Raw genomic sequence first — 15,311 nt, 5'->3', positions numbered from 1 at the left:
CTCAGGGCTGGGGCTTGCCGCCAGCGCGGGTGTATACTTCACGCGCCAGCTTGGCGAAGGGCAGGTTCTTGCGAAGAATGATTTCGTAGGCGTTGCGGGCCTCCTCCAAATCACCGCGGTCGCGGCGCAAATCACCGAGTCGCAGCAAGGCCCGCGAGAGCCAGTAACGCCCCTTCGGTCCCAGTTTGGCTGCTTGCGTATCATCGAGCAAAAAGGTCGTGACCAGCGTCCACCAAACCGCTCCCGCCCGATCGAGATCCGGCGATTTCCCGTTGGTCGCCAGTAAATCACCGAGCTGGAATCCCGCTTCCACGCGCAGATCGATCGGCGCGGCCGGCAGGTCCTGCAGTCGCTCCAGAATCGTGAGCGCACTCTCGTAGTGGGAGACATCGGATGGCGTGATCTGGGCTCGATGGCAGGCGGCCAGAGCCAGCTCAGCCGAGAGCACTCCCGGATAGTCCACCGAGTTGTAGTTGTTTATCAGATACTCGTAGGTCAGGCGGGCGCGCGGAAAATCATTAAGTCGGCGGGCAAGATCACCCTGCTTGAGTCGCGCATAAAAAATGAGCTTCGAATCCTCGTAATCTTTCGTCGTCACCAACCGCTCCAGGATGCGATAGGCTTCCTTGTAGAACTCGTCCTGTCCGCGTTGCTCGGCGGTGAGGGCGGCACGATACAGCGCATAAGGCGCGTAACGATGCTGCTTGAACGTGTCGGCCAGTTCGATGAGCCGGCCTTGCGCCTCCACGAAGCGTCCGTTTTCAGCGTAATAATCCGCCTCGTCCAGATAGGAGTAAACCGCCGCATCCGCCTGCGGGAAATCAACGCGTAAAGCCGCCAAGGTCTTTAACGCCTCGTCGGGTTTTCCGAGGCGAAACTGCGCCTTCGCCTGCAATAAACGCGTGGCGGCCTCCACCTCGGAACGTTGCACCGGCTCGAGCCCTTGAATCAACCCCGGGAGTGCCGCGGCCAACGTCACGGTCTTCTGCGGTTCGTCGGCATCCAGTGAAAGCCTCGCTTGCAACCAGGCCATGCGTGCCCGCAACGACAGCGGCAACCCGTCCTGTGCGCTGCCGCTCGCGAGCAGAACGCGATTCACCCGCAGGTAAGCATCGGCATCGCGACCGGCCACTAGTAGCGCCGACGCCAGCGTCCACTCCGCCTGCCAGCGTTCGATCAAACCCAGTCGCGAGTCGGCCGCATATACGTCGAGCAAACGCGCCGCGTCATCCAGTTTCTTCGCTTCGATTTTCGATAACACGCGCTGCGCCATCAGCAGTCCGGCCGACACATTGGCCGGCACTTCGTTTAGCGCCACGGCATAAGCCTCGTCGGCCGCACCAAAATCCTCCGCGCGGAAATACGCCTCCGCCACCATCACGCCGAGGGACGCGCGCACTTCATCACCCACGGGCAACTCCACCCTCGCCTGCCCCGCGAAATCCGCCGCGGTGCGATAACGCAATTGCTCCCAAAACAAATCCGCCAGCAACCCAAGCGCCGCCGGCTTCAGATCCGACCCGGGAAATGCCGCCAGCAATGCCTTCGCATCCAGCTCGGCTTGATCCTGATTGGCTTGCACCAGAGATTTTGAAGACTCCGGTTTATTCAACACCGGCACGCGCTTTTCGGCCAGCCCGAGCTGAGCGCGCACCAGCAGCAGATCCGCCTGAATCGGCGACTGGGGCGTGGCCGTGATCAGTGAATTCAACTTCGCAAAAAACGCCGCATCCGCCGCGTCCCGCGCGAGCAATTGCAACGCGACCCGCTGCAGTGTCGCATCATTTGCGCCGGTGAGCAGCCCTTCGAGAGCATTGCGTCCTTCACTGCGTTGAGCTCCCGCGATCACCCCGAGCAGCAGGCGGAAATCATCCCGTGCCGCACGTTCGGCCGCCGGCAACGACTGCAGTTGTTTACCCAGATAATCCACCGCTTCCGTCGTGCGACCGCGCGCCGCCAGCAACACCGCATACTGACGGGCATAGGCGTAACCCACGCTCTTGCCCTTGTATTTATCCGCGCTCTGACGCGCCGCATTCAGCTGCGATTCGGTCGCCTCACCCATCGCCAGTCGCGAGCGTTCCCGAGCCAGCACGAAATGCGCGCGTTGGATATCAGACACCGCAACTTCCCCCGCACGCTGATAAGCATCGCGAGCCTTCGCCAAATCGCCACCCGCATCCGCCACCTGTCCTTGCAAAAAATACGCCCAGCCGCGGTCCGCCGCGACGAGGTCTTCCACTTTGATCGACGCCACCGCGGCCTTGGCCATATCCGTCCGCTTGCGACCCATCGCGATCAAACCCGCTCGTAACTGATAAGCCGCGTTTGGGGCGCCCGTGTAAAGTTGCAGGGCTTTTTCCGCTTCATCGGCACGGCCTTCGTCCAGACGCGCCGTCACCAATTCCAACACGAGCACGTTGCGCTCGGCACCCGGTGTCTTCAGCGAACTCAGCAGTTGCGTGTAAAGTCCCGCCGCTACCGAGGGGAAACCCAGTTCGAGCGCACGGCGTGCCGCGACGAACGATCGCAGTTCTCCACCGGGCAGGAGCGGCGTCTGCGCGACTGAAATCAGCGGCGCCACTTCGACGGGTGAATCATCGGCGCGCGACACCGCAGGTAGTGAAACCGCGGCGGCCATCATCACAAAAATCAGGGTTCGGAGCGACATGCGAAGACCTCAAGTTGCTCATCGTGCTGGAAACAATCAACCGCGTTGTAAATAGTTCCCGCTCGCACCTCGGCGCGCTCCACACACAGTGGGCGGCTCCACCTTAACCATAACTATCATCATGACCGCACTCATCGTTCTCGGCGTCCTGCTTCTCTTCGTGGTTATTCTCGGCCTCTGGGCCGTCGGCATCTACAACGGCCTCGTCGCCCTTCGTAATCGCTTTAAAAACGCCTTCGCCCAGATCGATGTGCAGCTGAAGCGCCGCTACGATCTGATTCCCAATCTCGTCGAGACGGCCAAGGCCTACATGAAGCACGAGAGCTCCACGCTCGAGGCGGTCATTAAAGCCCGTAACATCGCCGCCTCCGCCGCGCAAAGCGCCGCCGCCAATCCCGCCGATGCGAACGCCATGCGCAGTCTCGCCTCCGCCGAAGCCGGTCTCGGCGGCGCCCTTTCCCGCCTCATGGTCGTCTCCGAGCAATACCCCGACCTCAAGGCCAACCAGAACATGATGCAGCTCAACGAGGAGCTCACCTCGACCGAGAACAAGGTCTCCTTTGCCCGCCAGGCCTACAACGACAGCGTGATGAACTATAACACCAAGCGTGAAACGTTTCCCACCGTCATTCTCGCCGGCGCCCTCGGCTTCCAGCCCGCCGAGCTTTTCAAGATCGAGGATCCCACCGAGCGCAACGCTCCCAAGGTCCAGTTCTAACGACAGCCGCAGCTTGAGTTCGCATGGACTTCTTTGAAGCCCAGGCCCGCGCGAAGAAACACACGACTCGTCTCGTCGTGCTCTTCGTGCTGGCAGTGCTCGGCATCATCACCGCCGGCTATTTCGCCACGGTCACGCTGCTAGGGCAGGTCAACGGACGCGTTAATCCCCACGACTCCTACCCGGAGGCTTACGATCAGGTCGCGCAGTCCGGAAGCTGGTGGCAGCCGCAGATTCTTGCCACTGTCACGCTGATCACTGTCGCCGTCGTCGGCCTCGCCTCTCTCTATAAATGGTTTCAACTGCGCGCCGGCGGCACCGCCATCGCCGAGATGGTTGGCGGCACGGTCATTGATCCGCGCACGACCGATCCGAAGCAGCGCCAGCTGCTCAATATCGTCGAAGAAATGTCCATCGCCTCGGGCCTTCCCATGCCTGCGGTTTACGTGCTGCCCGACGAACAGGGCATCAACGCCTTCGCCGCCGGACTCACCACCAGCGACGCCGTCGTCGCGGTCACCCGAGGCACGCTGGAAAAACTCAACCGCGACGAACTTCAAGGCGTCGTCGCCCACGAGTTCAGCCATATCCTCAATGGCGACATGCGCCTCAACGTGAAGCTAACCGCCATCGTTTTTGGCATTCTCGTCATCGGCCTGATCGGCCGCGGCGTGCTTGCCGGCCTCGCCCGCGGACGCGTTCGCTCCTCCGGAAACGGAAAAAACTCCGGTGGTGGCCTGGCCTTCGTGATCGCCGTCGGCGTGGTCATGATGGCTCTCGGCTACATCGGTTACTTTTTCGGCCGGCTCATCCAGGCCGCTGTTTCGCGTCAGCGCGAATTCCTCGCCGACGCCTCAGCCGTCCAGTTCACCCGCAATCCGTCCGGCATCACCGGCGCTCTCAAAAAAATTGGTGGCTACGCGCTCGGCTCGAATCTCCAGTCCACCAAAAGCGAGCAAATCGGGCACTTCTTCTTTGCCCAGGGATTCCGCTCCATGCTCGGCGGCGCTTGGGCCACGCACCCGCCGCTCGACGTGCGCATCCGCGCCATTGATGCGTCCTTCGATGGCCGCTACTTCGAGCCGCCCACTGTTGTCGATGTCACTCGTCAAACTTGGAGCGATCAACGCTCCGCCACCCGCCCCGCCTCAGCGCAAAAAACCGCCCGGCCCGCGATCAACCCCGTCACGCTCATCGCCTCCATCGGTGCACTCGACGCGACACATACTTCCCGCGCCCAGACACTGGCCGACAACATCCCATCGCTTCTTCGAGACGCCGTGCGAATCCCGTCGGGAGCCGCCGCGCTCGTGTGCGGATTGCTTCTGGATGATAAAGACGAGGCCGTTCGCACGCGTCAGCATGAACTCATTCGCCGCCATGCCGGCGAAGAGATTGCCACCGCACTTACCCCGCTGGAAGCTGATCTGCGCACCCTTCCCCACGCCGTGCGGCTTCCCTTGCTCCTGCTCACGCCACCCGCGTTGCGCCAGCTTTCGCCAGCAGGTCTGGCCGGCTTCATCGAAGCGCTCGATGAACTCGTCCACGCTGACGGACAGGTCAGCCTCTTCGAATTCGCGCTGCAAAAAGTCCTCACGCATCACCTCGATTTAGCCGCCCATCCTTCCGGCAGCCGTGAAAGTTATTCGCCCTCCGACGTTTCGCCCGAGATCTCGGTGGTCTTGTCATTCGGTGCCCGCCTCCGTGCCGCCGATGAGAACGAAACCGCTCTCGCGTTCAGTGCCGGCGCCTCCGGCTTTTCCGGCCTGCATCCGCCGCTGGCCCTTCGCATCGCCACTCTCGACGATCTTGATGCGGCATTGAACAAACTCGCCCTGGCCTACGGCCCCGTGAAAAAACGCCTGCTCACCGCCCTCGCCGCCACCGTCTCCAGCGACGGACAAGTGGACCCCGAGGAAGCCGAACTGCTCCGCGCCCTCGCCTCCACGCTCGACTGCCCCATGCCTCTCGCGATTTAAGCGAGGCATGCAATGGGTATTCATCGGCGGTTACTTCGTGGTTTTTTTCGCACTGCTGATCGGCGGTGCACTCTGGCGCAAGAAAAGCCGGAAGACCCGCGCGCCCTTCCCTGACAATGCCAAGCTCCTGCGCGGCCCCGGTGAAACCTTGCGCCGCAAACTCGCCGAACTCGAAGAGCGTGAACTCAACGCCTTCATCCTGGCGTTCGCCATTCCGCTGGCGGTCGGCGCCTCGCTCGCGTGGATCGCCACACACCTCGACGGAGCCTATCAAATCACCGGACTGATCACCGCGGTCTCCGGGCTTCTCGTCAGTCTCATCTTCCTCACTCGCCGCCTCATCGGGGGCATCGACCGGTGGCGTAACACCTGGCTCGGCTACTTCGGAGAACGCGTCGTCGCCGAATCCCTCGAACCGCTCAAAGCCGCCGGCTTCCAAATCTTCCACGACGTCCCCGCCGGTGACGCGAAATCCCTTTTCAACATCGATCACGTCATCATCGGCCCGTCCGGCGTGTTCGCCATTGAAACGAAAACCCGCCGCAAGGGCCGCGCGCGCGCCGGTTTCGCCGAGCACCAAATCATCTACGACGGGCAAGTGCTCGCCTACCCGTGGGGTGAAGACCGCCACGGTCTCGATCAAGCTCTCCGCCAAGCCCGCTGGCTCGAAGACCACTTGGCCCAACTCATCGGCCTGCGCACGCCTGTGCAGGCGATTCTCACCTTTCCAGGCTGGATGGTCATCTCCCGCGCCCGGGGTGAAGTCGCCGTCCTCAACCCCAAGCAAATCCCCGCCGCAGTCACTTTGCACGCAGACCCGATACTCGACGCTCACCAGCTCGATCTCATTGGGCGCCAACTCGACGCACGCTGCCGTGACGTGGAATTTTAACTGTCCGCAAACCGCCTCGCCAGCGGCGGACGGGAACCATTTGCCGTCGTGTAGTTCCATGCCACTACACCCCCCGCCCGCCCTTACTGCGGCCAAGGTAAAAATCGTCCGCTCACGTTTTGGCTTTTCTACCGTGTGCGTATCGTTTCCCTCGTTCGCTCTACCCTGTTGATACCCTTTTATGAATAATGAAGTTCCCTGGATCGCTTCGCTGTGCGTGCAAGAACGTGTCATCGACGCCAAACTGGCCGGCCAGATCGTCGACTCCATGCCTGCCAACGCAGATGCGATGGTCTTTGCTCAAGCCGTCATCGACCGGGCCGGCATCACCGACATCGAGTTGATGACCCGCCTCGCCACCGAGGCCCAGGAACTCTCCGCGTCCGGCACCCAGCCGCCTTCCTTTCTCCCCAAGCCCGCTGTCAAAGCACCGGCGCCCTCGGCAGCCGCGACTGCAGCACCCGCACCCGTCGCAGTCCGCTCTTTGCCGCGGATGGATTTTTCCACCGTAAAATCGCTTCCCGACAACGCCCTGAAGCCGTTCATGCTCGAGCTCCTCGGCGCCGCCGACTCGGTCGGAGCCAGCGATCTTCATCTCTCTGCGGGTTCACCGCCCTACATCCGCAACCAGCGTGCAATCGAGTTTCTCTCCGACGTCACCCTCACGGCCGCGGATACGCTTCGCCTCAACACCAGTCTCCTCGGCGACGATCAGAAAAAGCTCTTCAGCACGCATCACGACTACGACTACGCGCTCGCGATGGAAGGCGGCCGTCGTATCCGCGTGAACCTTATGGAGCACAAGGAAGGCGTCAAAGGCACCTACCGCATCGTCCCCGAGACCATCCGCACTCCCGCCCAGCTCGGCTTCAAAAACCTCGCGGTCATCAAGCGCCTCCTGAGCTACCACAACGGCCTCATCCTGGTCACGGGCCCCGTCGGCGCCGGCAAGACCACCACGCTCAACTCCCTCATCGACGAGCTCAACCGCACGCGCGAAGACCACATCATCACCGTCGAGGATCCGATCGAATACCTCCACACCAGTCAGGGCTGCAACGTCACCCAGCGTCAGGTCGGCCAGCACACGTTGTCGTTTGCCAACGCCCTCAAGAGCGCCCTCCGCGAAGACCCCGACGTCATCGTCATCGGCGAACTCCGCGACCTGCCCACCATCGAGATGGCGATCTCCGCCTCCGAGACCGGCCACTTGGTCATCGGCACGATGCACACCAGCGATTCTGGCAGCACGCTGAACCGCCTGCTCGACGTTTTCCCGCCCAGCCAGCAGCCGCAGATCCGCGCGATGGTGGCGCAAAGCCTCCGCGGCATCCTTTGCCAACGTCTCCTGCCCGCTCGCGACGGCGGCGTCGCCCTCGCCTGCGAAGTTCTGGTCAACACCACCGCAATCTCCGCCATGGTCCGCGACTCCAAGACACAGGGCATCCCGAGCGCCATCGATACCGGCCGTCGCGAAGGCATGATCTCCATGGACAACGCCGTTCTGGAACTCTGGCAGGAAAAGAAAATCACCGACGAGGTCGCGGCCAACAACATCCTGAATCGCGTCATCCGCCAGCAGATCCCCGGCGCCCGCTAAGCCCCACCCCAACCTCAATTCCCTTTACCGATGCCTGCTGCGATTGACCAAATCCTCCGCGCCGTTCGCGCCCACGATGGCTCCGACCTTCACCTCATGGTCGGCCTTCCTCCCCGTGCCCGCGTCTCCGGCACCCTGATCACACTGACCGAATTCCCCGCCGTCACCGCCGAGCACATGGAGAAACTTCTCCACGAAATCTGTCCGCCCGTCCGCTGGGAGTTTTTCCAGAAGAACCACGACCTCGACTTCGCCTACGAAATCGCCGGCCTCGCCCGCTTCCGCGTCAACTACCTCCAAAACGCTTGGGGCATGGGTGCCGTTTTCCGCCAGATTCCATCGAAGATCCTGTCCTTCGACGATCTCCAGCTGCCCGAATCCATCAAGAAGCTCTGCACGCTTCGCGAGGGTCTCGTGCTCGTCACCGGACCGACCGGCTCCGGCAAGTCCACCACGCTCGCCGCGATGATTGACTACATCAACTCCACCTCGCGGCGGAACATCGTCACCATCGAGGAGCCGATCGAGTTCGTTCACACGAACAAACAATCGATCATCGCCCACCGCGAAGTCGGCGAACACACCGAAAGCTTCGCCGCCGCCATCCGTGGCGCGATGCGTTCCGACCCCGACATCCTCCTCGTCGGTGAAATGCGCCAGCTCGACACCATGCGTCTCGCCCTCGGTTGCGCCGCGATGGGCATCCTCGTCTTCGCCACGCTGCACACCAACAACGCACCGAAGACCATCGACCGCATCATCGATGCCTTCCCCGCCGACGAACAAAATCAAGCCCGCGTGCTCCTCGCCGGCGGCTTGCGCGGCATCGTCTCCCAGCTCCTCTGCAAAAAAATCAGCGGCGGCCGCGTGGCCGTCCACGAGATTCTCCTCCCCCACGACGCCCTTGGCGGCACCATTCGCAGCGGCAACATCGCCGCCATCCGCAACATCATCGAAGGCTCCCAAAACGAGGGCATGATCTCGATGGACGTTTCGCTCCGCAAACAATTCGAAGCCGGCGTCATCACCGCCCGCGAAGCCTACATGAAGGCTACGGACAAGACGCTCTTCGAACGCCACCTCGGCCCCGACACCACCGTTCACAATTGAGTGCAGGCACGATGAGCGTATCCGAAAAACAAGCACAGCTCATCGAGGACCTGTCCTTTATCGAAGACCGGCAGGAACGTCTCGCCGCCGTCGTTGACCGCGCCCGCCGCCGGCCGGTCTTCTCCGCCGACCTTAAAACCGAAGCCAATCGCGTCAACGGGTGCATCTCGCAGGTCTGGGTCACCGGTGAACTTGGCGACGGCGTGCTGCACTTCCAGTTCGATGCCGATTCGCCGCTGGTGAAGGGCTTGGTCGCCCTGCTCGTCGATCTCTACGAAGGCGGCACCCCGGCCGATATCGTCGCCACCGAGCCCGTTCTCTTCGAACAACTCGGCCTGTCGCGCGACCTCACGCCCACCCGCCAAAACGGACTCACCGCGGTCCGCGCCCACATCAAGGCCATCGCGCAGCGACACACCTGAGACCGGCTTTCATGTATTACGACGCGCACAACCACCTGCAGGACGAGTGGCTCGCGCCTCACCTTGATCGCATCGCGATCGCCGCCACCGATCTCCCGATTCGCACGATGGTCGTTAATGGCACCTGCGAAGCCGACTGGCCCCGCGTCTCCGCACTCGCTCAACGATTTCCTTTTGTTCGTGCGAGCTACGGCCTGCATCCGTGGGATGCAGGCAATCGTTCGCCCGACTGGCTCGACGCCCTTCGTGCCCGCCTGGCCGCTGAGCCGTCTGCTGCAGTGGGCGAAATCGGTTTGGATCGCTGGATGACCGACAGCGCCCGTGCCGACGATCCACGCCTCGCCGGTCTGCGTCGCGCCTCGCTCGTCGAGCAAACCGAAGTCTTCCTCTCCCAACTCGCTCTGGCCACGGCAGAAAACCGCCCCGTCACCATCCATTGTCTGCAAGCCTTCGGCGCGCTCGACGAATTACTCCACGCCCACCCCGTTCCATCGCGAGGTTTCCTGCTCCACGCCTACGGCGGCCCCGCGGAAATGGTGCCACGCTTCGCCCAACTCGGAGCCTACTTCTCTTTCAACGGCTACTTCCTCAAAGACACGCCAACCCCCATCACCTCGGCCAATCTAAATTGTAACTTATTAAGTTACAAACCTCCTAAAGCCTCTCGCTTGGAAATATTTAAAATCATCCCGATTGATCGCTTATTGGTCGAAACGGATGCACCTGCGATGCCGTTACCGCAGACGTGGCGCACGCATAAACTTCCGCCGGCCGCCGATGGTTCATCCGTAAATCATCCGGGCAATCTCGACGCCGCTTACGCCGCTCTCGCGTCGTTGCGCGGTCTGACGCTCGCCGAACTCACTGCGCAGGTTGAGCAGAATTTTCGCCGCCTTTTCGGATGATCAGCCCGACGGCCTCCTGCGCCGCCGCGAGGCCGAACGCCCCGGTCACCCACACCGCCGTTCCAAAACCGCTCGCACAATCGAGCTTCAGATTCGTCCCCGGCTCGGGCTCGGTCCCGCACGTGCCATCAGCCCACGGATAAACTGGCTTCTCCGTCGAATACACGCAGCGCACGCCGTAACGATGCCCTTCGCCTTTCGCGAAGCCATGATCACCACGCAGTTTTTTGCGCACGAGCCGCAGCAAGTCATCGCCGCCAGATTCACCGAGATCGCCCGTGCGAATCTGAGTCGCGTCACGCTTACCGCCTGCGCCGCCCACGGCCACGCAAGGCAGTCCGCGCTTCACACTTTCGGCAATGAGCAACGCCTTGTTGCCCACACGATCGATCGCATCGATCACGCAATCGAACTTCACCGCACCCAACATCGCCTCTGCCGTCGATGCCGTAAAAAACTCCGCCACCTCCGTCACCCGACACGCCGGGTTGATCAACTTAACCCGCTCGGCCAGCACGGTGATTTTTGGTCGCCCGATCTGTCCATCGAGCGCCGGCAACTGACGGTTCACATTGGTCACGCACACGTCGTCGAGATCGATCAACGTGAGCGCACCCACCCCGCTGCGTGCCAGACCTTCGACTGTCCACGAGCCCACGCCACCGACACCGACCACGCACACATGCGCCGCCTGGAGACGCTCGAGCGCATCGCGCCCCAGCAATCGTCCCACGCCGCCAAAACGCTCCGCCTGCCCGACGCTCATTTTTTATCGGCCACAAACGCCTCGAGCGCCTCACGCGTCACGGTATGACGCGCCGCGCAACGCGGGCAGCGGATCTCGATTTTAGCATCGCTCTCAAAAAGTGCGTCCGCGTCCTGGCGGAACAACGGCGCCAGCACTTCCAACATGCGGTGCTGATTGCATCCGCAGTGCCAGCGATAAACGCGCTTCTCCAGTTCGCCCAACTGCTCCGTCTTGGCCATGTCCGCGACCTGTTCCTTGGTGAGCGCTTCAAACCAGGCTTCGTCGTAATCGGGATGCGCCGCGACGAGCGCGAACTCTTCCTCGCCCGTCTGGAAAAACCGCGCCGGCCGCTGCTCGCTCTGACGGTAATACTTTTCCACGGCATCCAGCGGATCGCCGCCGGTGAACTCCACCGAGCTGCGACGCTTGGGTTGTTTGTCACGGATCACGTCGGTGAAAAATAGATTCGTCGGCATCACTTTGACGTTCTCATTGAACACGCGGCCCGTCACCGAACCATCCGCATTGTCGCCCGTCAAAAACAGGTTCACCAGCGGTTGCTGAAAATTGATCGTCCACGCCGTAAGTTCATTCCACGGACGGGAAACCGCGTGCAAAACATAGCCCGCGAGCGCCCGCTTGAACAAGGCGTCATGCTCCGGCGTCACCTTGATCGCCTGATCGGAAAGATGCAGGTAGTAATCGACGTAGAGCTGGCTGAAATCGACCTTGGTGAACAGCGCGTTGCGACTGCGCACAAACCACGTGGTCACTTCCAGACCGGAATTCGAGGGATTGATGGGCGTTGACTCAGGCATGCCCACACCTTTGCCCGTAACCCGCACTTGTAAAGCGGGCAACGCACTCCGGTCAGCGTCTGTCCGGCACCACGATCCGCGCGATTTCCTCACGAAAGAGTCGCTCGGCTTCCGCCTGATCCGACGCCCCCGCGATGGAAAACGCCATCACCTGGGCCCGCACGGTGATATTACGCCCGGTCACAATTTTCCACTGTTGGCCGAACCATTCCCAACGGCTCTTCGGCTCGACCGGCGGGATCGGTGAACGTCCTTCATCCGGATTCCAGACCACACGAAAAATATGCAGCAACCGTCCGCGCCGGCTGAATTCATAAGACTCGAACGGCAGTTCCAATTGTCCCACCTGCACGTTCACCGCAGCACCGCGGGCGACCAGCAAACCACCGGTCATCGGCATGCATATTTCCGGACTGTGAATAAAGGGAGCATTGCGTGCGCTCAAACCTCCGTCCCAGCCAATATAGTAGCCTGAACGGTCACCCAAACCCCTCGCACGCCACGACGCGGACTCGAATGAATCGGGCTTCAACATTTCCTGCGCGTAGGCATCGATCGGATACCGCTTGAATGCCTCCGCACTTTCCGGCCATTGCACGACCCAGCCGTGCGGAGGCGGCACAGGTTTATCCGCGCTGGCATACCAGCCGCGAACCCCCGCCTCAACCACCACGCACACGGTCAAAGCCAGCAGCGCCCCGCGCGCCTGCTTCCACGATAAAACCGGCCACTGCATAGGCGAACTGTTCACGACGACATCTTTCGAACGCCACGCCCAACCCAACACCGCAACAACGACCAACGTGCACACCAGCGCGATATAACCCGCCGGATCATGCCACGCATGCAACCGCTCCATGCCACCCGAATCGGTCACCCAGGTGAGCACCAGCGCCCGGAGAAAATTTCCCGTGATCGCCGCCAGGACGGCCATCACCAAAAGAACCCCGCGCCGCACCCAGCGCATCCGCGCCACTTCACCCACAAACCACGCAATCATGAGCGAGGTCTGCAACGAACGCAGTCCGCCACACGCTTCATCCACACCGACCGGACCACTTCCGATATGGATCGTCGCGCCGTCGGAATAAGCAGGCACGTTAACGAAGTTCAGCACCTCGGCGACGCCGGTGGCCAGCAACTCACGCAACGGCAGGATCACGGTGTTTTCCACGAACCCCGGCCACGGCACCACGGTGAAAACCAACGCCAGCGGACCCGCCGCGACGCGCATCCACGGGTTGCCGCCCGCCGCCCGCGCAGCCAGCAGCAAAAATACGTAGAGCAGTCCGGCCAGCACCCACAACAGAACCGGCCACAGAGGAAACGGCTCGAGAAGCAAACGCACCAACGCATAGCCGCCAATCGCTGCGCCGATTAACGGCCGGCGCCACGCTGCAGGCGGCACGAGTCCCGGCGCAGCCGCATTAGTGGACAACCGTTCCCACAACAACCAGCCCATCAGCCACGGCAGCGCCCAACCGTGACCCAGATCCGGAGCCAGCGTCCAAGCCTGGCCAAGGCTGCGACCGGCGATTGCCACGGTGAGCACGATGCCCGCCACATACAGGGCAGACGGCAGCCACGCCCGTGAGCTGATCGAGCCGACCGACATTACGGAGTCGCTTCCTTCGTCACCGGCGCCGCACCGGGCGGCTTCGGCTTGCCACGCGTGAGTCGCTCGATCTCCTGCGCCTTCAAATCGAGTTGGGCCACGATGACCTTGGCCTGCGTTACCAACGCCATCTCTTCGTTGAGCAACGCTTCAGGGCGAACCAACGCGAGTTGCTCACGCGCCGCGGCGGATTGCCCGCCCTTGGCGTAGATGAACGCGAGATAATGCGCACGCGCCTGATCACGACGCTCGGCGGGTTTGAGTTTCGCTATCAGCACGAGCGCATCCTGCGATTTATCTGTCAGCGCATAGACGAGCGCGCACGTGGTCGTGTAATTGGGATTGGACGGTTCGCTTTGCGAAAGACCCTCGATCGACAACTTCACCTTCGGGGCGACCGTCGACCCGAGCACGAGCAAATCCATCAACGCGGCATCGTGCTTCAACCGGTTTACACCGGGCGATTGCTGACTCCAAAGACCAAATATCCGCTGCAGCCCCGGACCATTTTTTTGGACGGAATAAACGCGCACCAAAGCTTCATGCGCCCAAGTCTGGCCGGGAAATCCACCGGCAATCGTAAGGAGCGTTTCCTCAACCTCCCTCGCCCACTTCCACGTCACGCCCACTTGGTAAAGCACGCGAAGCCCGAAGATATTATTGCGCGTTTGATCGAGAGCTTTTTTCCAATGTGTAAACCGCGCCTCTTCGCCGTGCAACTCACCGACGGTGCGGGATTCCAGAGCCAGACGCATCGCTCCTTCGGGCACGGGTCCAAGTGCGCCTTGATAAATCAGCTCACCCATTCCAGGCCAGTCCTGCAGCGCGGCGGCCAGATCCACGCGCACCGCCTTCATGGCAAAATTATCCTTCACATCAGCCGGCTGCGCATCGACCAAGCTCCGCGCCCGTTCAAATTGCCCCTGACTCAACAACCAACGCACCAGATCCGCCGTGCTGGCGGCGTTGCCCGTGGATTTCTCAACCAACGGAGGCAGCACTTTGTCCAAAGGCTTCTTCTCGGTCGCCATCAAGAGCGTCTGCAAGACGAGGTGATCGTTAAACTGCGCATTCGGCAGGCTCACCAATCGCTCGGACCAGGCGCGAGCCACGCCCAGATCGTTGCGACGGATGGAATCCTGCATCAGCTCCCGCAATGCCGCTGCTGCGAGCGCAGGTGTCTCCACCATGCCCGCAAGCTCCTGCCGCGCGCTTTGCGCCACCACCGGATCAGGATGCGACATCCGCACCGTCGCGTGCATCAACCGCACGTTGTCGCTCGAATCGGTTCGCATCAACGAAGCCAGCACTTGATCAGCCGTGCTGCCATTTCCCTCGATAATGGCGAACAACGCCACCGCCCGACGATAGCCTGTCGTATCGCGGAAGCTGACCGGCACAGCCGACAAGGCATCACGAGCCGTAAAAACATCCCCGAACTTCATCGCAGTGAGCGCGAGAGCAATCAGGGCTTCATGGTCGCCGGGGCGCAAAGAGACGACTTGCTGGCGCTGCTGGATCGATTCACGCCGGCCCAAAGCCTCGCTCATCTCAGCAATGGTCTTCCACACCTCGGGATCCTGCCGGTCGTTCCGAATCGCGACCTGCAACGCGACCACCGCCTTCGCCGGCTCGCCGGCCGCGAAAAACACCTTCGCCTGCCGGAGCGCCGTTACTGATTTGTAAGCTTTATAGCGCTGCTTGGCTTCCCGATAAACCGGGGGCAGCGCAAAGCCCACGGCAATCAAAACGCCCAAAATCAAAATCTTGCTGGCGACGCGTTTTTTGCGGCTTTTGCGCCGTTTGAGCTGAAGTAGCATTTAATTTTATATC

12 protein-coding genes are annotated in these 15,311 nt (G+C 61.8%); 7 read left to right on the top strand and 5 right to left on the bottom strand.

Annotated features, from left to right (window positions below):
* Window position 1: 1 nt before the first annotated feature.
* Window positions 2-2,671, bottom strand: a complete 2,670-nt coding sequence (locus FPL22_RS14085; RefSeq protein WP_144353625.1) for a tetratricopeptide repeat protein — start codon at window positions 2,669-2,671, stop codon at window positions 2-4.
* Between the two features lie 121 nt (window positions 2,672-2,792).
* On the opposite strand from FPL22_RS14085, the gene FPL22_RS14080 reads away from it, so the two are divergent.
* The 7 genes from FPL22_RS14080 to FPL22_RS14050 all read left to right on the top strand — a co-directional run bounded on the left by FPL22_RS14080 (window position 2,793) and on the right by FPL22_RS14050 (window position 10,297).
* A complete protein-coding gene (locus FPL22_RS14080) occupies window positions 2,793-3,389 on the top strand; it encodes a LemA family protein (RefSeq protein ID WP_203235160.1) in 597 nt (198 codons plus the stop codon).
* A 23-nt stretch (window positions 3,390-3,412) separates the two neighbouring features.
* Complete coding sequence (locus FPL22_RS14075; protein WP_144353624.1) at window positions 3,413-5,368, top strand: M48 family metallopeptidase; 1,956 nt, start codon at window positions 3,413-3,415, stop codon at window positions 5,366-5,368.
* Between the two features lie 7 nt (window positions 5,369-5,375).
* Window positions 5,376-6,260, top strand: coding sequence for a nuclease-related domain-containing protein (locus FPL22_RS14070; RefSeq protein WP_144353623.1), 885 nt, complete (start codon window positions 5,376-5,378; stop codon window positions 6,258-6,260).
* A gap of 181 nt (window positions 6,261-6,441) precedes the next feature.
* Window positions 6,442-7,860, top strand: a complete 1,419-nt coding sequence (locus tag FPL22_RS14065) for a type IV pilus twitching motility protein PilT (RefSeq protein ID WP_144353622.1) — start codon at window positions 6,442-6,444, stop codon at window positions 7,858-7,860.
* A gap of 30 nt (window positions 7,861-7,890) precedes the next feature.
* On the top strand, window positions 7,891-8,970 hold the full coding sequence (locus FPL22_RS14060; protein ID WP_144353621.1) for a type IV pilus twitching motility protein PilT: 1,080 nt from the start codon (window positions 7,891-7,893) through the stop codon (window positions 8,968-8,970).
* A gap of 11 nt (window positions 8,971-8,981) precedes the next feature.
* Window positions 8,982-9,392 (top strand): SufE family protein, encoded by a 411-nt coding sequence (locus FPL22_RS14055; protein ID WP_144353620.1) that lies wholly within the window; start codon window positions 8,982-8,984, stop codon window positions 9,390-9,392.
* 11 nt (window positions 9,393-9,403) lie between these two features.
* Entirely contained in the window at window positions 9,404-10,297 is an 894-nt protein-coding gene (locus tag FPL22_RS14050; RefSeq protein WP_144353619.1) for a TatD family hydrolase, read from the top strand.
* Here the strand turns inward: FPL22_RS14050 and FPL22_RS14045 are convergent.
* Genes FPL22_RS14045 through FPL22_RS14030 form a run of 4 tightly spaced genes read right to left on the bottom strand, consistent with a single transcriptional unit; the run spans window position 10,254 to window position 15,298 of the window.
* Window positions 10,254-11,063 carry a tRNA threonylcarbamoyladenosine dehydratase gene (locus FPL22_RS14045; protein WP_144353618.1) on the bottom strand — a complete coding sequence of 270 codons (810 nt, stop codon included), beginning with the start codon at window positions 11,061-11,063 and terminating at the stop codon, window positions 10,254-10,256. The genes FPL22_RS14050 and FPL22_RS14045 overlap by 44 nt on opposite strands.
* The gene (locus FPL22_RS14040; protein ID WP_144353617.1) at window positions 11,060-11,863 is read right to left on the bottom strand and encodes an Hsp33 family molecular chaperone HslO; all 804 of its coding nucleotides are present in this window, start codon (window positions 11,861-11,863) and stop codon (window positions 11,060-11,062) included. The genes FPL22_RS14045 and FPL22_RS14040 overlap by 4 nt, the downstream gene beginning before the upstream one ends.
* A 52-nt stretch (window positions 11,864-11,915) precedes the next feature.
* On the bottom strand, window positions 11,916-13,478 hold the full coding sequence (locus FPL22_RS14035) for an exosortase/archaeosortase family protein (RefSeq protein WP_144353616.1): 1,563 nt from the start codon (window positions 13,476-13,478) through the stop codon (window positions 11,916-11,918).
* Window positions 13,478-15,298 (bottom strand): hypothetical protein, encoded by a 1,821-nt coding sequence (locus FPL22_RS14030; protein ID WP_144353615.1) that lies wholly within the window; start codon window positions 15,296-15,298, stop codon window positions 13,478-13,480. The genes FPL22_RS14035 and FPL22_RS14030 overlap by 1 nt, the downstream gene beginning before the upstream one ends.
* Window positions 15,299-15,311: the final 13 nt, after the last annotated feature.

Source organism: Rariglobus hedericola (assembly GCF_007559335.1).
In the GTDB taxonomy this organism is placed as follows: Bacteria; Verrucomicrobiota; Verrucomicrobiia; order Opitutales; family Opitutaceae; genus Rariglobus; species Rariglobus hedericola.
The sequence above is the reverse complement of the archived record's forward strand: the minus strand, read 5'-3'. Positions and strand labels throughout refer to the sequence as shown.

What these genes read in the sequence shown, in the direction of transcription:
- FPL22_RS14085 (WP_144353625.1), bottom strand. Translation starts at nt 2,671, where the DNA reads ATGTCGCTCCGAACCCTGATTTTTGTGATGATGGCCGCCGCGGTTTCA.
- FPL22_RS14040 (WP_144353617.1), bottom strand. Translation starts at nt 11,863, where the DNA reads ATGCCTGAGTCAACGCCCATCAATCCCTCGAATTCCGGTCTGGAAGTG.
- FPL22_RS14075 (WP_144353624.1), top strand. Translation starts at nt 3,413, where the DNA reads ATGGACTTCTTTGAAGCCCAGGCCCGCGCGAAGAAACACACGACTCGT.
- FPL22_RS14030 (WP_144353615.1), bottom strand. Translation starts at nt 15,298, where the DNA reads ATGCTACTTCAGCTCAAACGGCGCAAAAGCCGCAAAAAACGCGTCGCC.
- FPL22_RS14045 (WP_144353618.1), bottom strand. Translation starts at nt 11,063, where the DNA reads ATGAGCGTCGGGCAGGCGGAGCGTTTTGGCGGCGTGGGACGATTGCTG.
- FPL22_RS14050 (WP_144353619.1), top strand. Translation starts at nt 9,404, where the DNA reads ATGTATTACGACGCGCACAACCACCTGCAGGACGAGTGGCTCGCGCCT.
- FPL22_RS14055 (WP_144353620.1), top strand. Translation starts at nt 8,982, where the DNA reads ATGAGCGTATCCGAAAAACAAGCACAGCTCATCGAGGACCTGTCCTTT.
- FPL22_RS14070 (WP_144353623.1), top strand. Translation starts at nt 5,376, where the DNA reads ATGCAATGGGTATTCATCGGCGGTTACTTCGTGGTTTTTTTCGCACTG.
- FPL22_RS14035 (WP_144353616.1), bottom strand. Translation starts at nt 13,478, where the DNA reads ATGTCGGTCGGCTCGATCAGCTCACGGGCGTGGCTGCCGTCTGCCCTG.
- FPL22_RS14065 (WP_144353622.1), top strand. Translation starts at nt 6,442, where the DNA reads ATGAATAATGAAGTTCCCTGGATCGCTTCGCTGTGCGTGCAAGAACGT.
- FPL22_RS14080 (WP_203235160.1), top strand. Translation starts at nt 2,793, where the DNA reads ATGACCGCACTCATCGTTCTCGGCGTCCTGCTTCTCTTCGTGGTTATT.
- FPL22_RS14060 (WP_144353621.1), top strand. Translation starts at nt 7,891, where the DNA reads ATGCCTGCTGCGATTGACCAAATCCTCCGCGCCGTTCGCGCCCACGAT.